Below are 20,401 nucleotides of genomic sequence, written 5' to 3' on the forward strand. Positions count from 1 at the left end.
TTTTTGAACAACCTTATAAAGTGAGAGTGTGATGAGAGGGAGATTATGGCGACTATACATGATGTGGCATTAAAAGCGGGCGTGTCCGTTACTACAGTCTCAAGAGTGCTTAATAATAGAGGTTACATAAGCGAAGCAATGCGTAAAAAAGTATACAGTACAATGGAACAACTCAATTATCAGCCCAATGAAATTGCAAGATCGCTTGTGCGTAAGCAATCGAACATTATAGGACTTATCGTTCCGAGTGTATCTCATCCCTTTTTTGCAGAACTTGCAGATCATGTCGAATTTTATGCTTATCAAAATGGTTGTAAAGTACTCCTATGTAACTCTCGCTTGGATCCTGTGAAGGAAAGAGATTATATAGAAATGCTCAAACGCAATCGGGTGGACGGTATTATTATGGGTAGCCACACACTAGAAGTGGATGAATATAGAAATTTGAAGTCACCTATAGTAACCATTGATCGCCAAATTGATATCGATATTCCGTGGATCTCCTCAGATAATTATCGCGGAGGGGAGCTTGCCACAGAATTACTCGTTAGTAAAGGTTGTAAGAAAATTGCACACATTTGTGGGAATCTGAAGTTGGATCTTCTTGCCAACAAGCGTAGCGATGCATTTCAGAACGTAGTGAATAGGTATGGCATAGAACATGTTATTATTCAGACAGACATGAATGTATTTGATCAAATGCAGTATGAGCAGATCATTCAAAAGTTGATTATAGAACATCCAGATGTGGATGGGATATTTGCTACTAGCGATATTATTGCAGCATTTGCACTGAAGGGCTTCATCAAAGCAGGTAAACAAGTACCAAGGGATGTTCGAATCGTTGGATATGATGATGTAAGTGCAGCTATGTGGGTTACACCCGAAATCACATCCATAAGGCAACCGATCGCGGATATAGGGAGATTAGCTGTAGAATTGATAGGTAAACAGCTTGAGGGAGAGCCTTTTCTTACTGAGAATCTTCTGTCTGTTGAATTAATGGAGCGTGGCACAACTTAAAAGAGACTCAATATATCCCTGAAAGTCATTCCATCCGATAAATAATATCGATGCAATGACTTTTTTAAAAAAAGGATATGCTAAACGATTGACATATGCTAAACGTTTAACATATAATTCGAAATGTAAGCGGTTGATATGCAGCCGATACAACATAAAACTACAATGGGGGAAAAAGTATGAAGAGTTACAAAGGAGTTCAATTATTGATTTTATCATTAGTTGTGGTGATGATCCTCTCAGCATGTGGTAACGCAACTAACAATGATTCATCACAAACTTCAGAGGGTTCAGCAAAGGGTAGCAAAGATAAAGAAGTGAAAATTACGTTACTGAACTCCAAGGGAGAAATTCAAACACAACTTGAAGATGCAGCTAAAGCGTTTCATGAAGATAATCCCAACATAACTTTAGATGTACAATTAGTACCTGCCGGTGGTTCACCTTTTGAACGTGCATCAACATTGTATGCATCCGGTAATCCACCAGCGATGATTATGCTTGATACGGGTGATGTTGAGAAATTTAAGGATCGTATTCTTGATTTGAGTGGTGAGAAGTGGAATGAGGATGCTGTTGAGAATGCAACGTCTTTAACAACATTCGAGGATAAGAATTTCGCTTTCCCACTGGCGATTGAAGGTTATGGATTTATCTATAACAAAGCCGTCGTTGATAAGGCGGTAGGAGGAACATTCGATCCGACTACGATTAACACGACAGAGTCGCTTGAGAATCTATTTAAACAAATAGAAGCTTCTGGCAAGAAAGCACTCAAAGTTTCATCAGTAGATTGGTCACTAGGTGCTCACTTCTTCCCATTGGCTTACGCAGGTCAGGACAAAGATATCGGTGAAGTGGACAAATTCGTTGACGCTTTGAGAGCAGGAGAAGTCGATCTTGCGGACAATAAAGTATTTAATGGTTTAATGGATACCTTTGATGTCATGATGAAATACAACATGGATGAGGCTTCTCCGTTATCTGGTATTTACGAACGTGATGCAGAGCTTCTTGGTAAAGGTGAGGTTGGGATCTGGTTCATGGGTAACTGGGCATGGCCGCAAATTAGTAGCTTCGATACATCTACGGATCAGCAATATGGCTTCCTTCCAGTACCGATTAGTAATAATGTCGACGATTATGGTAACCAAGAGATTTCTTCTGCCGTTTCCAAACGTATCGTTCTAGATAAAGAGAAGAGCTCACCTGAGCAACAAGAAGCAGCAAAGAAATTTCTTGATTGGATCGTTTATGAACAAAAGGGTCAAGATTTCTTAGTTAATAAAGCAAATATTATTCCAGCTTTTAAGAATATTACATTGCCTGCCGTTGATCCACTTGCACAGTCCATTCAGGATTATATTGCAGATGGTAAATCTGAGCAGTCCATGAGCTTACTTCCTGCCGATCACTGGTCTAATGTAGGGGCATCGATGCAGAAGTATCTTGCCAAAGCAAGCGATCGTGCTTCACTTGCTAAGGAAATTCAAGGATATTGGAAAGGCGTTAAATAGAACTGTAGATGATAATCTGAAAAAGAAAGGGATAAGGACTCTGTGTCTTATCCCTTGGTTTAATCTAATCAACGGAGAGTGTTTTTGCATTATATCTAAGACAAGAGAGAGGGAACATTATGAAAGTGGAAAAAGGAGTGGGGAAACGACTGCGCTTACGATTAATTTTTACGGGGCCTACCTTGTTTGCCTTTATAACAGTAATGATTGTCCCTTTTATATATGGTATTTATTTGACCTTTACGAACTGGGATGGTATCGCAACGAGCCATTCATTAGTCGGATTTCAGAATTATGTATCGGTATTTGCGGATATTGTCTTCTGGAAGTCATTCGCACTTACGCTCAAATATGTGTTCTTCACCGTCATCATAACGAATATTATCGCATTTGGACTCGCCTATATATTAACAAAGGGAATAAAAGGACAAACTATTTTTCGCGCTGGCTTTTTTCTTCCTAACCTCGTAGGTGGAATTGTTCTAGGGTTCACGTGGCAGTTTATATTTAACAATGTTGTTGTTTATTTAGGTCAAAAAGCTGGAATAGCCATATTTAGTACTTCGTGGTTGTCTGATCCGAACAAGGCCTTTTGGACTCTTGTGATTGTCTCTGTTTGGCAATATGCCGGTTATATGATGGTTATTTACATTGCAGGTCTATCAGGTGTTCCTAATGATATTTTAGAAGCTTCTAGCATCGACGGAGCCAATAATTGGACGAAGCTTCGCAAGATGATTCTTCCACTCATGGTTCCTTCCTTTATCGTGTGTATATTCTTATCCTTGCAACGTACATTCATGGTCTATGATGTGAACATTTCTTTAACCAAAGGTGGACCCTTCAAAAGCACAGAGTTTGTCTCCATGCATGTATATGAGAAGGCATTTCTATCACGAGATTATGGGGTCGGTCAAGCTGAGGCACTTGTTCTATTTATCCTTGTTGCAGTGATCACATTGCTTCAGGTGTACTTTAGTAAGAAATTGGAGGTGGAGGCATAATGGCACGAAATAAATTTATGTCTCAGTGGATAAAGTTCATCTTGATGGCAGTCGGTCTCATTCTCTTTATTATTCCTTTTATATTTTTAATATTGAATTCATTCAAAGAGAATAAAGATATTACTTCCAATCCATTAGCTCTCCCTTCTAGTCTTGACTTTTCGAATTATAAATTGGCATTTGATAAAATGGGTTACTTATCAGCATTTTCAAATTCTTTGATTATTACCGTTTGTAGTGTGTTATTAATTGCACTTTTTGCTGCCATGACGGCTCATTACTTTGTGAGAAATAATACGAAATTTAACCAATATACTTTTTTGCTGATGGTAGCATCGATGATTATTCCTTTTCAGGCGATCATGATCCCTCTTGTCAAAATTTATGGTTCTCTTGATATGTTGAATAGTAAGTGGTCATTGATCTATATGTACATTGGTTTTGGTAGTTCTCTGGCAGTGTTTATTTATCACGGTTTTGTAAAGGCTATACCAGCAGAGTTAGAAGAAGCAGCGATGATCGATGGATGTACACCAGTACAAACATTCTTTCGTATTGTGTTTCCTGTATTAATGCCTACCACTGCTACAATTGCTATTCTAAACGTATTATGGATTTGGAATGACTTCTTACTTCCATCGCTAGTATTGATTAATCCTGAAGCGAGAACACTTCCATTATCAACCTTTAGCTTCTATGGTACCTATACTGTTGATTACGGTCCCCTTATGGCTAGTCTTGTACTGACCATACTTCCGATAGTTGTTGTTTATTTATTCGCTCAGAAATATATCATTCAAGGTGTCATGCAGGGTTCTATTAAATAAAATTGTAAGGGGTAGGATGACTTATCAAACAGACGAGAAACTATACTAGAGAGAACGCTGACTTGTTCATTCAACAAACGAAACAAAACGTACGGATGGATTACCGATTAAATTATCATCTGATGGCAGAAGTAGGTTGGATGAACGATCCCAATGGATTTATACAATATAATGGCGAGTTTCATTTATTCTATCAACATTATCCTTATAAACCTGTTTGGGGACCGATGCATTGGGGGCATGCCGTAAGCCGGGATCTGGTGAAGTGGGAGTTTCTGCCGATTGCTTTAGCTCCGGATGAAGCCTTCGATCGGGATGGGTGCTTCTCGGGAAGCGCTATTGAGAAAGATGGTAAGTTGGTACTGATGTACACCGGACATGTAGTTACTGGACCTGATACCGATCAAGATTATAAACAATCCCAAGGAATTGCCATATCTGATGATGGTGTGAATTTCACCAAGTGGGGGAATAATCCTGTTATCGGTTATGATGACATTCCGGAAGAGATTAGCAAGAAGGATTTCCGTGATCCTAAGATGTTTGTTCGTAATGGTCAATATTATATAGTGTTGGGTTCTAACGATGCAAAGGGTAATGGGCTTATAATACTATACCGTTCGGATAATTTAAAACAATGGACCTATGTAAATGTGATTGCGGCTAGTGGTGGACAATTAGGTGATAACTGGGAATGTCCGGATCTATTCCAACTTGATGATAAAGATGTATTGATGTTATCTCCACAGCGAATGCCTGCACAGGGAGAAGCTTATCGTAACCTTCACTCCACAATGTCTATTATAGGTAAATTAGATTTAGCAACAGGACTCTTCCACGCTGAACAGTACGCACCGATTGATCACGGGTTTGATTATTACGCTCCGCAGACAACGCAAGATGATAATGGACGCCGTATTGTTATCGCTTGGATGGATATGTGGGAATCAGAGATGCCAACCCAAGAAGACCACGGTTGGGCAGGAGCGATGAGTTTACCGCGAGAAGTGTTGCTGATAGATGGGCGAATTGTATATCGTCCTCTGAAGGAGATCGAACGTTACCGCTCTGAAGTATACAGTATCCATGACTTCATTCTTGATGGAACACAGGAAATGGATACTCGTGGTGACAGCTATGAATTACAAGTCGTATTCGAGGCAGATCAGGCGTCAGAGTTCGGGGTGAAACTACGAACAGGAGCGGGTAAGAATGGATTAGAAGAGACGGTTCTCTCTTATGACATAAAGACGGGGTTGCTGATATTCAACCGAGATCTTTCCGGGATCGGACCGGGAGGTGAGCGTAAAGCATTTGTTCCGCTTCAAGATGGACGGTTATCTCTACGTATCTTTGTAGATAAATGTTCTGTTGAAGTGTTTGCGAATGATGGTGAAGTTGTGATGACTGGACGCATCTATCCAAGTGCAGATTCTCAGGGAATTAACGTTTTTTCTGAGGGAACTAGCCGAGTTGTTTCTTTCGAGAAATGGGATATACGTTAGAATTTTCATGGATGTAAGATTTGAGGAATAGTTCCGGAAGATCAATCTACTGTATACATCCACCTCGTTTAAGCTAGTATTTTAGTATAGTGGAATCGCAATTGGATTTCAGTTAGACAGTCAAACACTGATGTTGAGCCTAATTTTGTGAAATGAATTTTAACACGCAGAAACGGAGTATCAAGTGAAACGAATGCATTCTTATATTTTAAATAAAGGCGGTTTTCCATTCCATTCTGAATGAAAAACCGCTTTTATTTATGTTCTGTTACATCTAATGATTTAAAATCAATGCCATCAAGAGTGGCCCCTCGAAGATCAGCACCCCGAATGTTTGCTTTTCCTAATTGAACACGTACTATAACGCACAATATACTAATAATACTTAATGTTATGAAGAACAAATAAATGCTAAACCAAAGAATCAACACTTGTTCAAAATAGAGTTATATTATTTCGAATTTATTTGGAGACTTATGGTAACACTACATTGTACTAATGACAGAACTCGTTTTTGTCAATTCTGGCCTTGTAGCTGTTGGGATGATGAACATGTGGAAAATGATGGTTTCTTATATTCCGGATTGGAAGGTTTTTGCTCAAGCTATAGTGGTTTTGGTCGTTCCTATCATTATTTATGTAATCTCCAAATGGCTTCAATCTACTTTGGGTTCTCAAGCTTCGAAGGCTACTTCGACAGAGAATAAAACTGAAGAATACACATCTGGAAATAACATGGGGGAGACAGAAGCTGATCCCTCGTTTACAGGTGAATATGAAGCAGACTTAGCGTCCATAAAGCAGAGGATAGCTCAAAATTGTGACGTTCATTTTAGAGAGTTTACGCTTGGTGGTACAGTTAAGAGGGCGGCTATTATTTATATTGAAGGACTTTATGATAAAGATCTTATTGAGATTCAAGTGATGAGGTCATTAATGATCGATGATATGGAAGAAAAAGAGAAGTTATCGGATGATACTAAGATTACAAAAACGTATCTTACGAATAATATGCTTCCTATTAGTGAAATAAGGGAGGCTCTCAATCTACAGGAATTAGTCTCAGAGATATTGATGGGATCTACAGCACTATTGATTGATGGAATAGTAGAAGTATTACTTCTAGGTTCTGCAACAGGAAAAACACGAAGTATAGAGGACCCTGTATCTGAGGGGCTATTGAGAGGTCCACGGGTAGGTTTTACAGAAATATTGAGTGATAACACCGCTTTATTAAGGCGTCATGGTAAGAATGAAAGCTTACAAATGACTAAATTTCAAGTAGGGACACGTGCCAAAAAGGATCTTGTTATTGCTTATATGAATGATATCGCGAATTCGGAATTAGTGGAAGAAGTTAAACATCGAATAGAAGCGATAAATATGGATTACTTACCGGAGTCTGGCTATGTGGAACAATTAATTGAAGATGATAGTTTAAGTCCGTTTCCACAAGTTCAAAATACGGAACGACCTGATCGAGTCATTAGCTCATTGTTAGAAGGTCGAGTTGCTATTTTACTGGATGGGAGTCCATTTGCACTGATTGTACCCGTAACCTTTAGTATGTTATTACAGTCGCCCGAGGATTATTATGAAAGGTGGATACCAGGTACACTCTTGCGGACATTACGAATTGTAGCTGCGTTTCTTGCCTTACTTGCTCCTGCATTGTATATATCCTTTATTTCTTATCATCCTGGGCTTATCCCCACAAAGTTGGTTATAACGATCATTGAGGCAAGACAAGGTGTACCCTTTCCATCTCTTATAGAGGCATTAATTATGGAAATATCCATTGAAATACTCAGGGAAGCAGGAGTCCGTTTACCGAAACCAATTGGTCCAGCAATGGGAATCGTTGGCGGTTTAATTATTGGTGATGCTGCCGTAAATGCGGGTATAGTCAGTCCATTTCTAGTTATTGTGGTAGCTATAACTGCCATTTCTTCATTTACAATTCCGATGTATAGTGCAGGAATAACGCTACGTTTATTACGTTTTGTGGCTATGTTTTGTGCTGCTATATTAGGAATATATGGAACGATTTTGTTTCTCTTGTTATTATGTAGCCATTTAGCGAAGCTAAAAAGCTTTGGAGTACCTTACATTAGTCCCGCAGCACCCTATAGATTAAGTGATATGAAAGACTTTCTATTCCGTTTACCTATTAGCATGATGAAACGTCGACCTCTCATGATGAAGACCAAGGATTCTGATCGTAAAAAATAATTGGGAGCGTAAAGGAGAAGGATGCTGTGTTGTTTGTCCGTAAAGATGATAAAATTACAAATTCACAAGCATCAATAATAGTTAGTAACTATATGTTTGGAGCTGGTCTTCTTACTCTCCCAAGAAATTTAGCTGAAACTATGAAGACTCCTGATGGTTGGATTGCTATTATTGTAGGTGGATTAATTGTCATGCTCGCGGGGATATGTATAGTGAAACTATGTCAGCAATTTCCGGGTCAAACCATTTTCCAATTTGGGAAAGAAATTGTAGGGAGTTGGCTTGGTAGTTGTTTAGGTATACTAATGATCCTTTATTTTGTTACTATATCTGCGTTTGAGATCAGAGTAATGGCTGAAGTGACCATCTTATATTTACTTGAAGGTACACCTCAGTGGGTGATTATTATGTCCTTCATGTGGATTGGATTGTATTTAATTACGACTGGAATCAATCCAATTGCTCGATTATTTGCGATTATATTACCGATTACGGTTGTGGTTTTATTGATTTCCATGTTATTAAGCAGCAAATTATTTGATATTAATAATTTACGTCCAGTCCTAGGAGAGGGAACCCTACCTGTCATTAGGGGATTGAAATCAACAGTGCTCGTTTTTTCAGGTTATGAGATCATGTTTATTCTCACGGCGGTTATGAAATATCCTAAAAAGGGTGTGAAGGTGGTGATTATAGGTACGGCAATACCTTTATTTCTTTATTTGGTTACAATCGTTATGGTTATCGGTGCCCTGTCTATTGATGGGGTTGTAAGAAGTACTTGGCCGACACTTGATCTTATGCGCAGTTTTGAAATTACAGGTCTCCTTTTTGAAAGATTTGAGTTCTTTTTACTTGTGATCTGGATCATGCAAATATTCTCGTTAGTTACGATTTCTCATTATGCAGCATCACTGGGTCTGTCTCAATTGTTCAAAAAAAATATTAAATTTATCATGTATGGTTTGTTACCGATCATATTCATCGTTGCACTGCTTCCCAAAAATATGAATGAGGTATTTGATTTTGGTGATTTCATTGGAAATGTTTCTATCTATTTGTTCGGGTTATTGCCCATACTCCTTCTCCTGATCACAAAAGTCTTCAAAAAGGGAGCTGTGATGCAAGATGAATAGCATGAAACGCTATATCCTATTTGCACTTCTTATTCTATTAGTACTCTGTCTAACAGGATGCTGGGATCAAAAGCAAATCGAAGACCATAGTCTCTATGTAGGACTAGCACTTGATGTTTCCGAGGGATCGGAAGAAGATAAAGAGTTAGCTAAACAAGGAGATTATTACCCTAAAAAGAATCTCATTACCTCAACTATTCAGATCACACCTCTTCAGAAAAGCCAACAGTCGCAACCCATGGGTGATAAATCTCCATCAACGTTGTATTTGAACATACAGGAGACCGGAGACTCGATTTTTCAAATAATGCGTCAGTACTCACTTAAAAGAGATAGAGCCATCATGGGACAACATTTGAAAGTGATTGTGGTTTCTTCAGAACTTGTTCGTAGAATGAATTTAGACGTGCTTTTAAAGTTCATTATGCGAGATAATGATATCAGACCCAGTTGTCTTGTATTAATAAGTAAGGGGAAAGCTAGCGATACACTTATCTCCAATCAAGCAGGAGATATTCCTTCATTTCATCTCAGAAATATGGTACAAAATCAATTTAGAACCAATAAAATATTGCCACCTATGATCCTTACAAAATTAGATGGGATTATGAACTCAGGATCAAGTTTTGTTTTGCAAAATGTGATTGCTGTCAAAGGGGAAGTTAAATTTGCGGGGGCTGGGATTATTCATGGAAAGACGAATAGATGGATCGGAACATTAGATGAACAAGATGTTGAAGGGCTAACTTGGATTACTGGAGAAGCAAAGGGTGGCTTAATCAAAACGTATGATAAGTCGGGTGAAGTTCTTGCTTATGAAATCAGGTCTGGAAATGTCAAGATTAAATCAAAGGTGCAAGGGGACGATATTTCTTTTCATGTGAGTATAAAAACTGAGGGTCGGTTAATTGAGAACTGGAATACATCAGAAGTTCCTACGGATAACAAATTTTTGAAAGAAGCAGAGGGTTATTTCGAACAAGAATTAAAAGATACGTTATATAAAGTTATTCATAAGATGCAAGAGGTTTATCATGTGGATATTGCTGGATTCCGTAATCAGCTTCGCATACAGCACCCTAAGGTTTGGAAAAAGGTTGAAAAGAAGTGGGATGAGACTTTTAGTCAGTCTAATATCACCTACGATGTTGATGTGAAAATTACAGATTACGGCTCCTCTTCGAGGTGATGATTCACTCATGTGAATATAAACTAATATTAGAGGAATAGTAATGTTGTTGTATTTTGGTAAGGAATAAGATATGATATAAAAGTAAGTAGATAACATTTGGGAGGGTACTTAAATAATGTCATTAGAATTTTTGGAAGCCATTAAGAATAGACGTTCGATCTATGCAATTAGTAAAGAATCCGTTGTGTCCGATGAAAGAATTCACGAAATCGTTAATGAAGCTGTAAAACATACACCATCTTCTTTTAACTCACAAAGTGCTAGAGTGGTTATACTTCTAGGTGAACAACATGATAAATTGTGGAATATCACGGAGAATACTCTTAAAAAGATTGTTCCAGAAGAGCAATTTGCCCCTACCGCTGAGAAGATGACGATGTTCCGTAATGGATATGGTACGGTATTATTCTTTGAGGATCAAGCTGTTGTTGAAGGGCTCCAAACTTCATTCGCAGCTTATGCAGATAACTTCCCAATCTGGTCTCTACAATCTTCAGGTATGCACCAATTGGTTGTATGGACAGCTCTAGAACTTGAAGGAATGGGTGCATCTTTGCAGCATTACAACCCACTTATTGATGATGAAGTGAAAGAAACATGGAATATTCCAGCATCATGGAAGCTACTTGCTGAAATGCCATTTGGTAAACCACTTGCTGCTGCAGGTGAGAAAGAATTCCAACCACTAGAAGATCGCGTGTTAGTATTTAATTAAATTGGAAGTTGTCACATAAATAAAGAAGCCAATTTTCTGTTCTTTTATGGTGGAATGTTCATGCCATGTCTCACTTGGTTTGATATTCAACTACATAGAATGGGGTTTGGCTTTTTTTTACTGTTTGGTAATAGGATATGATGTGGATTATAATAGTTTTACTATAGATCCATAAACGGAGGAGTAGAAGAGATGCAACTCATAGATCAGGCTAGCGTTCAACGAGTCATTGAGAAATTCAAAGACCAAGATCTTTATATTCATCTGGAGATGACAACGGGAGCTTATGCTTCTCATAACGATCAGTCAAAGTTCACCGCATCGACATTTATCAGTAACGGAATGATTCGATATTCTTTAGGTTCAATTGAAGGAAGCGGTCCTTTTCGTGTCGGACTCAAGATAGACCAAGGATGGGTATACTCACAAGGTTTAACTCACTGGGAAGAAAATGATGAAGAGCGTCTGATACTTGCCGGTCACGATAATGATGGGAAATTGGTCGTATCGCTGCAATTAAGTAAAGAACCATTTTAACTAGAGACGGTTAGTTAAGCCAAGTACAATAGAGATTGACCATTCGTCAAGAGAAAGAAGGTAAACCCAGATGGAACGTCATATATTAGTAGTACTACCTCATCCTGATGATGAATGTTTTGGTCTTTCAGGATCATTAGCGAAGTATATTAGTGAAGGAACACCTGTAACGTATGCTTGTCTAACTTTAGGAGAGATGGCTCGGAATATGGGGAATCCACTATTTGCAAATCGGGTCACGCTTCCTCAGATTCGCAAATTAGAGCTGGAGGAATCTTGTCAGCATATAGGAATAACTGATATTCGGATGATGGGTTATCATGATAAAACGATTGAATTTGAAGATCATGAGCAAATGAGTGAGAGAATAGGGGCTTTAATAACGGAATTGAAACCATCCCTTGTCATAACCTTTCATCCGAAGTATAGCGTTCATCCAGATCATGATGCTACTGGTGCGGCTGTTATTCGAACGATTGCTAAGATGCCTAAGGAACAAAGACCCGTTGTCCATTGCTTAGCATTCACCAAGGGCTGCGAGAAAATATTAGGTGAGCCAGATGTTAAGAACGATGTAATTCCTTTTCTGAAGCAAAAATTATATTCTATACAATCACATCGTTCTCAGTGGCAGTTGCCTGTAGATCCTCTAGTAGTAGAAAGTGAAGAAATGAAGGAAAGATTCGGAACAGAGCGATTCTGGACCTATTCTTTTGAATAAATATTAGTTGTGTGGGAAGTTGAATATCCCTTTTGAAACACTAGACGGACTCCCTATGATGGGAGGTTCGTCTTTTTTACGTTACGGTCATTCTTCGTTTGAAACTAGTCACATGGTACAATATAGAGAGGTAGTGAACAATACTATAAGAAATTGGTGATGATATGTACATGAGGCTGAATATCAAATTGAATATTGTTGTAATGATCATGTGTGTAATGCTAGCTCTTGGTGGTTGTAGTTCGAATAATAGTCAGGACGCGGGACAAAGCGATTCTTCAACGAATACGAATCAGCTGCCTCCAAATGATGAAGGTACCTTACCCGATAATCAGGAAGATGTCCAAATCGAGCCAACTGACTCTGTAGAAGAACTATTGAATCGCATGAGTACGGATGAAAAGATAGGTCAATTGGTTGTTGTTGGAATAGATGGGACGATTAATAATGAGGATAGTCGGAGATTTATTGAAGAATACCATGTTGGAGGGTTTATCTTTTATAAAGATAATATGGAGTCAACTCAGCAAGCGTTACGTCTGTTTAATGATCTTAAGCTCAGTAATGAGGTCAATAAAGTTCCGCTCTGGATGAGTGTGGATGAAGAGGGTGGCCGGGTGACGCGGATGCCGAAGGAATTTCTTAAGTTACCTACGAATGAAGCGATCGGGAAGAAGAATGATGCCAAGCTTTCCAATGAAATCGGACAGATCCTTGGTCGCGAATTAAAGGGGTTTGGTCTGAATATGGACTTTGCTCCAGTGCTTGATATTCATAGTAATCCCAATAACCCCGTCATTGGAGATCGTTCTTTTGGGAATCAGGCAACGGTGGTTAGCTCGCTTGGTATTGCTACTATGCATGGAATCCAATCTCAAGGAGTTGTACCCGTAGTTAAGCATTTTCCAGGTCATGGAGATACGTCAGTTGACTCCCATATCGGCTTACCTATTGTCGATAATAGTCTGGATCGGTTACGCAAACTTGAATTTCTACCATTCCAAGATGCCATTAACCAAGAGGCAGAAGTAGTTATGATCGCCCATATTCTACTTCCGAAAGTAGACCCAGATTATCCAGCTTCATTATCTAAGATCGTTATTTCAGATATTCTCCGTAATGAGTTGGGGTTCAATGGTGTTGTCATTACGGATGATATGACTATGGGCGCTATCGTGGAGAATTATGACCTGCAACAATCCTCCATCCAATCTGTCATTGCAGGCACCAATATTGTGCTCGTCGGACATGATGTGGAGAAGGGGATAGCCGTCATACAAGCTTTGACAGATGCTGTGAAGAACGGTAAAATCTCAGAAGAGCTGCTAAATAATCGAGTGTATACTATATTGAAGCTTAAAGAAAAGTACGGATTGAGCAATGAACTTGCCAAAGGTCCAGATGTTCAGTCACTGAATACGGACATACGAAAGATAGTTAATGAGGTTGGACAAGTAAATAAATAAATGATGAAGACAATTAGGAGGAATTATTAATGGTAGTTCATGATGGGAAGTTGTTCGTATTTGTAGGCTCATATGCTAAATCGGCAGATAGCGGTATTTATGTGTATTCTTTCGATGAAGGAACAGGGAAATTAACACTCGTTGATGAGGTTGCTGGACTTGAGAATCCGACTTTTTTAAATGTAGATATTAATCGAGATAAGCTATATGCCATTTCAGAAACGAAATCGGCGGAAGGAACCAAGATTGGTGAGGTCGTTGAATTTGCAGTTGATCCGACTTCAGGAGGATTGAAGTTGATTAATCGCATGAATAGTGTACAATCGACCACATGCCATATCCAACGGGATTCAGAAGGGAAGTATCTTACAGTTACTAGCTACCACGGCGGGATGATCGGTCTACTCTCTCTTAAAGAAGATGGTAGTTTGGGAGAATTATTGGATGTTGCGCAGCATGTAGGAAAAGGTGTACTCCCTGAACGTCAGGATCGGCCACATCCGCATTCCTCCTTCTTTAGTCCAGATGGAAGATTCTTATTCGTACAGGATCTTGGATTGGATCTTATTCAAGCTTATAGTATAAATGAGGACAAGCAACAGTTGATTAAGCAAGGAATTGTGAATCTTCAACCAGCTGCTGGACCAAGACATCTAACATTTCATCCGAATGGAGCATATGCTTTCGTTATTAACGAGATTGACTCGACGATTACGTCTTTCAATTATGATGCTGAGAATGGTAGATTAAGTGAACAAGAGACTGTACCGACACTACCAGTAGATTTTGTAGGGGACAATGGTTGTGCAGAAATATTGATTTCTCAAGATGGCAAATTTGTATATGGTTCCAATCGTGGTCATGATAGTATGGTGGTGTATGCATTTGATGAAGTGACGGGCAAGCTGACACTCGTAGAGCATGTATCCGTAGAAGGAGCACATCCTCGTCATTTCGAATTCACTCCTAAAGGTGACTATCTTATTGTAGCCAATCGAGATACGGACAATCTTACTGTATTCCGAGTGAATCAAGAGTCGGGTAGATTACAATATACAGGGGAAAGCGTAACGGTATCTAAACCCGTGTGTGTTAAGCCCTTTTATTTATGAGTTCGAGTTCAAAAAGTCAGATTTTCAGCACCGAGAAGATTGAATGAAGCAAGGGAGTGAGGAGCGGAGCGTAGGCAGTACCTACGTGAGCACCTGAAATGTTTCCGAAGGAAACATACTTCGAAAGCATACGCTTGGACTGGCTGAATTCAATCTTCGATGTCGAATACGCATCTTGGAATACTTCGTGATCAAAAGATGACTTTTTGAACAACCTCTATGAGTTATTAATTTCACAATAAATAAACACAACGGACTGTAAACATAAGGTATACTAAGGATAGGAACCAATAAGAGGTAATAACAACTATTGAAAGCGCGTTTTCTTACAAATGCGGGTAATAATTGTTTGTTGGGTTCCATATAATCCAGCAAAAGGTGGTGAGATCAATGGAACTATGGGCAATCTGGCTCGTCATCGGAATCATACTGTTTGTCATCGAGATGCTGACATTAACTTTTTACCTGTTATGGGTTGGGATCGGGGCGATTGCGGCAGCGCTTATTGCTTTGGTAGTACCTGACTTATTCTTCGTTCAAGTATTAGCTGGTTGTATTGTAGCTTTGGTGTTGACTTTCTTCACGAAACCTTTGACAAGATTCATGCGTAAATCCGATGGATTCACAGATATTATTGACGAATTAGTCGGCAAGCAAGGAATTGTGATTGAAGGCATCGACGTAGGTAAGAATGGCATCGTTAAGATCGGCAACGAAACTTGGAGTGCTTCCTCAGATCAGCCGTTGCACAAAGATGAAATTGTCATTATTGTACACCGTGGTACCACCGTCTTAGAAGTCCAAAAATGGGAAGGGGTTTCTTAATGGGTTATGGTTATGTAGTTGCTCTTATTATTCTAGTTATTGTCGTTGTGTTTATCTCATTGACTATCAAAATCGTACCACAACAACGAGTTGGTGTAGTAGAACGACTGGGTAAGTTTCATCGTTTGTTAAACCCGGGACTAAATATTCTTATTCCAGTTATTGATCATGTACGGGTATATCACGATTTGCGTATTCAACAGGCGAATGTGCCTCCGCAAACGGTCATTACCAAAGATAACGTGCAAGTGGAAATTGATACCATAATATTCTATCAAGTCGTTGGACCGGATCAAGCTACATACGGGATATCAGACTATGTGTATGGTGTACGTAACATATCTACTGCAACGATGCGGCAGATTATCGGTAAGATGGAATTGGATGAAACGTTATCTGGACGTGAGAAGATATCGTTGGAGATCCGTGTAGCCTTGGATGAAGCGACAGAGAAGTGGGGCGTACGGATTGAGCGGGTTGAAGTTATTGATATTCAGCCGCCAAGAGATATCCAAGAAGCGATGGATAAACAGATGAAGGCTGAACGTAGTAAACGTGCCATCGTTCTTGAAGCAGAAGCTGCTAAGCAGGACATGATTCTACGTGCCGAAGGTGATAAGCAAAGTAAAATCCTGAAAGCTGAAGGGGATAAAGAAGCGCGTATCCGTGAAGCTGAAGGATTAGGTCAGGCTCAGGAGCTAGAAGCTATTGGTCAAGCAAAGGCTATTTTAGCAGTTGCACAGGCAGAGAAGAACCGTATAGAATTGATTCGTGAAGCTGGTCTTGACGAGAATGTTCTTGCGTATCGTTCTTTCGAAGCTCTGACTGAGATTTCTAAAGGACCTGCTAATAAAGTATTTATTCCTTCGAATGCTGTTGAGATTCTTGGCAGTCTTGGTGCTATCGGGGAAATATTTAAATCTAAGAAATAAGTCATATTAATATAATGGAAAGAAGCCAAACCCTTCAAGAGAGGATTTTGGCTTCTTTCCATTTATGTCGGTACAATAGTATATTACTGTATACATATGGAGGGTAATTGACTTTGACGAGCATATTGGAAATGGATCAATTGAGTAAAAGATACGGAGATCAACCCATTTTAAATGCATTTACATCGCAAATTTGCAATCCGGAAACCATCACACTTCTTGGCGGATCTGGACAAGGTAAAAGTACGCTTCTACGGATTTTATGCCGCATGGAGGCACAGGATGATGGTGAGGTCCGACTCCACGGACGTTCATGTTTAGAGGTTGGACCTATAGAATGGAGGAAGAAAATCAGCTATGTGTCCCAACAGTCTTATATGCTTCCTGGAAGTGTAGAAGATAATCTGAGAACCGTGAGTAAACTTCACAAAATAGACTTTGATTATAACTTGGCAAAGCAGCTTATGTCGTCTCTAAATCTAGATGATCTTGATTGGGGAAAGAAATCGTCTGAATTATCGGGAGGAGAGAAACAAAGAGTTGCCCTTGTTCGTTCACTGATGCTAAGATCGGAAATTCTACTGCTAGATGAGGTTACGGCTTCGTTAGATATGCAGAGTAAGCTAGCGGTAGAAAAGCTGTTGCAAGATTGGCGAGAGCAAGAAGGGGTAGCCTGTATTTGGATAACGCATGATCTTCAACAAGCGCAGAGACTAAATCAAAGGGTATGGTATATTGCGGGAGGATCTCTGTTGGAGGATAGCGATTGCCGTGACTTCTTCGACAATCCAATCACAGATAGCGCACGAAGTTATTTACAACTAGTTCCACAGGAGGAAAGTTAATGTCCTATATAGCTCTTAGCTTCACGCTTATATTTGTCATGATCACAATGCTAGTCTCCATGTGGCAGAAGCTCGATTTAGAGAAGGATATTGCGATTGGGACGATCCGATCGGCAATTCAACTACTAATAGTAGGATATGTCTTAATGTTTGTTTTTCAATCTAAACATCCTATGTTTATGCTATTGATTATTTCAGTCATGATAACGGTCGCAGCCTGGAATGCTGGTAAACGCGGTAAAGGATTACCTGGAATACGCTGGCGCATAGCGCTTTCTATTGGTTGTACAGAAGTTCTAATGATGGTCTTACTCTTAGGGTTACATATAATAGAAGCAACACCACAATATATTATCCCAATCAGTGGTATGACGATTGGTAATGCGATGGTTGTATCGGGTCTATTCCTAAATCATATGAAGCGCGAGGTTGAGTCTAACAAAGGTGAAGTGGAGACCTTATTATGTTTGGGTGCAAGTGCGAGACAAGCCATTCAAGATTCACTCAAGAGATCGATCAAATCTAGCATGATTCCAACCATTGATGGGATGAAGACGGTTGGAATTGTCCAATTACCTGGGATGATGACCGGAATGATCGTGGCGGGTGCTGATCCAGTAGAAGCTGTACGTTATCAGATCTTAATTGTGTTTGCCTTTACTGCATCAGCAGCGATTACTAGTATTATACTAGGTTTGTTGAGCTATCGACTGTGGTTCACGAAAGATTTACGTATGGCCTCCTTATAGAGGATGTTCAAAAAATCATGCTGGAAGATTATAGACGAAGATCAAATCTAGCAAGCATTATTCTAGACGGGTTGAATTGCAGCCTAGAGGCAAACGCCGTGCTTCCAAAATCGTAAGCAATGGCCTTGATAGCTGGGTTAGAGCCCACGTGCTGTCTTAATGAGGATTAAGGTATTGATTAAAGGATACTTTGAAAAAGCCCGTTGTTACGGTCTTTTTTTTGTCTATTTAATTTTTTTATCTATGTTGTTGTAGAAAAAGCCAATGTACGATTAGGAAATCAACATCAATTTGGAGCTATTGCTTATATCCGCCTAGTCAAATGTCCATTAAGCTACAGTAGAGAAATGAATCTCAAACAAACTATAAAATGGGGGTTAGGCAATGAAGAGGATTTGGACTTCTTTAATAACGATTGTGCTTGTAAGCTCACTGCTTGCAGGATGCTCATCCGGAGGTGACAATAAACCTGCGCCAACGAATCAAGAAGGAGCTTCAAACGAGACAGAAACTAATGAAGCAACGACATATCCTATTAAGACGGATAAAACGATATCTTACTGGGGGGAAATAAACGGTAACCTAGTTGGCGTGAAAGCTTCACATGAAGATGTTCCATTTTTCGAAGAGTGGCAAAAGGTAACTGGCGTAGACCTGGAGTTTACTGCCCCTCCAACTGGTCAAGTTAAAGAGTCAATGAATATGCTTCTTGCAGGCGGAGAACTGCCTGACCTGATTGAGTATAACTTTATTGGAGATTTTCCTGGTGGTCCTGAAAGAGCGATTAAGGACGGCTATATTATCAAATTGAACGATTTGATTGATAAGCACGCACCCAACCTTAAGAAATTCCTTCAAGATAATCCGGAGATTGATAAGATGGTGAAAACCGATGAAGGTAACTACTATGTATTCCCATTCGTTCGTTATGACGAGTACCTTCGTGTATTCCAGGGTCCAATCGTTCGTAAAGATTGGCTGGATGAGCTGGGTCTACCCGTTCCAGAAACAATTGATGACTGGACAACGATGCTAAGAGCATTTAAAGAGAAGAAAGGCGCAACTGCAGCTCTTGCATTTAATAGTAAACCGAGATTCTTCAATGATTCTGGAAACGGTGCAATTAGTGGTGCATTCGGTGTTACCCGGGGCTTCTATCAAGAAGAGGGAAACGTTAAATTCGGTCCTGCTGAGGCTGGCTATAAGGATTATCTGAGACAAATGCGTGAATGGTATGCAGAAGGTCTAATTGATAAAAACGCTGCAACTGCGGACACAAAATCAATGGATAGCAACATGGCAGCTGGAGCAACTGGTGCTACAGTTGGTAACGCTGGCGGGGGTATTGGTAAATGGCAGCCGCTTGTAGAATCAAATGATCCAAACGCTGTTCTTGTTGCAGCTCCATACCCTGTATTGAATAAAGGTGACAAACCTAAATTTGGCCAGATGAACCAAGCTTATGCATCAGAAGGTACAGTTGCAATTACAACGAAAGCTACCGATCCAGTTCTTGCAGTTAAAATGCTTGATTATGGCTATAGCGAAGAAGGTCACATGTTCTTCAACTTTGGTACTGAAGGCACAAGCTACAACATGGAAAATGGTTATCCGAAATACACAGATCTTCTTTTGAATAACCCTGATAATTTGGCACCTGCGCAAGCAATTTCAATGTATACTCGTGCAAGCTACAATGGTCCATTCGTTCAAGACAAACGTTATGCTGAACAATTCTTTGCGCTAGATACACAAAAAGATGCTGTGGATATATGGAAAAATACAGATGCAGCGAAATACAGCATGCCTCCAATTACGCCTACACCAGATGAAAGTTCGGAGTATGCAACGATTATGAATGATATCAATACATTGGTTGATGAAATGACCCTGAAGATTATTCTAGGTGTTGAACAGATTGATCAAGTTGATAGCTACGTTCAAAAAATGAAGCAATTAAAGCTTGATCGAGCAATTGAAATTCAAAATGCTGCACTAGAGCGCTTCAAGAACCGGTAATAACTGATTGTTGAGAGGGCGAACAGCCCTCTCTTAATAAGAAG

Annotated in this window: 18 protein-coding genes; all 18 read left to right on the forward strand. The window is 39.5% G+C overall.

Translation table 11 applies throughout. The annotated features are described in order from the left end of the window. Positions 1–45: 45 nt before the first annotated feature. The 18 genes from ACP8HI_RS06825 to ACP8HI_RS06910 all read left to right on the forward strand — a co-directional run bounded on the left by ACP8HI_RS06825 (position 46) and on the right by ACP8HI_RS06910 (position 20,357). Positions 46–1,023, forward strand: a complete 978-nt coding sequence (locus tag ACP8HI_RS06825) for a LacI family DNA-binding transcriptional regulator (protein ID WP_438350367.1) — start codon at positions 46–48, stop codon at positions 1,021–1,023. A gap of 179 nt (positions 1,024–1,202) precedes the next feature. Further along, a complete protein-coding gene (locus ACP8HI_RS06830; protein WP_438350368.1) occupies positions 1,203–2,540 on the forward strand; it encodes an ABC transporter substrate-binding protein in 1,338 nt (445 codons plus the stop codon). A 119-nt stretch (positions 2,541–2,659) separates the two neighbouring features. Beyond that, positions 2,660–3,544: a carbohydrate ABC transporter permease gene (locus ACP8HI_RS06835; protein WP_438350369.1), complete on the forward strand. Its 885-nt coding sequence runs from the start codon at positions 2,660–2,662 to the stop codon at positions 3,542–3,544. Then, entirely contained in the window at positions 3,544–4,371 is an 828-nt protein-coding gene (locus ACP8HI_RS06840; RefSeq protein WP_438350370.1) for a carbohydrate ABC transporter permease, read from the forward strand. Before ACP8HI_RS06835 ends, ACP8HI_RS06840 begins: the two co-directional genes overlap by 1 nt. 62 nt (positions 4,372–4,433) lie before the next feature. Continuing rightward, positions 4,434–5,876 carry a glycoside hydrolase family 32 protein gene (locus tag ACP8HI_RS06845; RefSeq protein WP_438350371.1) on the forward strand — a complete coding sequence of 481 codons (1,443 nt, stop codon included), beginning with the start codon at positions 4,434–4,436 and terminating at the stop codon, positions 5,874–5,876. A 552-nt stretch (positions 5,877–6,428) separates the two neighbouring features. After that, positions 6,429–8,108, forward strand: a complete 1,680-nt coding sequence (locus ACP8HI_RS06850; RefSeq protein WP_438351729.1) for a spore germination protein — start codon at positions 6,429–6,431, stop codon at positions 8,106–8,108. A 29-nt stretch (positions 8,109–8,137) separates the two neighbouring features. Beyond that, positions 8,138–9,244, forward strand: a complete 1,107-nt coding sequence (locus ACP8HI_RS06855; protein WP_438351730.1) for a spore germination protein — start codon at positions 8,138–8,140, stop codon at positions 9,242–9,244. Next, positions 9,237–10,433, forward strand: coding sequence for a Ger(x)C family spore germination protein (locus tag ACP8HI_RS06860; protein WP_438350372.1), 1,197 nt, complete (start codon positions 9,237–9,239; stop codon positions 10,431–10,433). Before ACP8HI_RS06855 ends, ACP8HI_RS06860 begins: the two co-directional genes overlap by 8 nt. A 118-nt stretch (positions 10,434–10,551) precedes the next feature. Next, the gene (locus ACP8HI_RS06865) at positions 10,552–11,151 is read left to right on the forward strand and encodes a nitroreductase family protein (protein ID WP_438350373.1); all 600 of its coding nucleotides are present in this window, start codon (positions 10,552–10,554) and stop codon (positions 11,149–11,151) included. 192 nt (positions 11,152–11,343) lie between these two features. Next, the gene (locus ACP8HI_RS06870) at positions 11,344–11,688 is read left to right on the forward strand and encodes a YojF family protein (protein WP_438350374.1); all 345 of its coding nucleotides are present in this window, start codon (positions 11,344–11,346) and stop codon (positions 11,686–11,688) included. A 70-nt stretch (positions 11,689–11,758) separates the two neighbouring features. Further along, a complete protein-coding gene (bshB2, locus tag ACP8HI_RS06875; RefSeq protein WP_438350375.1) occupies positions 11,759–12,409 on the forward strand; it encodes a bacillithiol biosynthesis deacetylase BshB2 in 651 nt (216 codons plus the stop codon). Between the two features lie 188 nt (positions 12,410–12,597). After that, positions 12,598–13,875, forward strand: coding sequence for a beta-N-acetylhexosaminidase (gene nagZ, locus ACP8HI_RS06880; protein ID WP_438350376.1), 1,278 nt, complete (start codon positions 12,598–12,600; stop codon positions 13,873–13,875). Between the two features lie 29 nt (positions 13,876–13,904). Further along, the gene (locus ACP8HI_RS06885) at positions 13,905–14,987 is read left to right on the forward strand and encodes a lactonase family protein (protein WP_438350377.1); all 1,083 of its coding nucleotides are present in this window, start codon (positions 13,905–13,907) and stop codon (positions 14,985–14,987) included. Between the two features lie 390 nt (positions 14,988–15,377). Next, the gene (locus ACP8HI_RS06890; RefSeq protein ID WP_438350378.1) at positions 15,378–15,812 is read left to right on the forward strand and encodes an NfeD family protein; all 435 of its coding nucleotides are present in this window, start codon (positions 15,378–15,380) and stop codon (positions 15,810–15,812) included. Then, positions 15,812–16,744 carry an SPFH domain-containing protein gene (locus ACP8HI_RS06895; RefSeq protein WP_438350379.1) on the forward strand — a complete coding sequence of 311 codons (933 nt, stop codon included), beginning with the start codon at positions 15,812–15,814 and terminating at the stop codon, positions 16,742–16,744. Before ACP8HI_RS06890 ends, ACP8HI_RS06895 begins: the two co-directional genes overlap by 1 nt. A 113-nt stretch (positions 16,745–16,857) precedes the next feature. Beyond that, positions 16,858–17,589 (forward strand): ABC transporter ATP-binding protein, encoded by a 732-nt coding sequence (locus tag ACP8HI_RS06900; protein WP_438350380.1) that lies wholly within the window; start codon positions 16,858–16,860, stop codon positions 17,587–17,589. Continuing rightward, the gene (locus tag ACP8HI_RS06905; protein ID WP_438350381.1) at positions 17,589–18,338 is read left to right on the forward strand and encodes an ABC transporter permease; all 750 of its coding nucleotides are present in this window, start codon (positions 17,589–17,591) and stop codon (positions 18,336–18,338) included. Before ACP8HI_RS06900 ends, ACP8HI_RS06905 begins: the two co-directional genes overlap by 1 nt. A gap of 384 nt (positions 18,339–18,722) precedes the next feature. After that, positions 18,723–20,357, forward strand: coding sequence for an extracellular solute-binding protein (locus ACP8HI_RS06910; RefSeq protein WP_438350382.1), 1,635 nt, complete (start codon positions 18,723–18,725; stop codon positions 20,355–20,357). Positions 20,358–20,401 lie beyond the last annotated feature (44 nt).

Origin of the sequence: Paenibacillus sp. FA6 (genome assembly GCF_051550225.1) — a bacterium.
In the GTDB taxonomy this organism is placed as follows: Bacteria; Bacillota; Bacilli; order Paenibacillales; family Paenibacillaceae; genus Paenibacillus_AQ.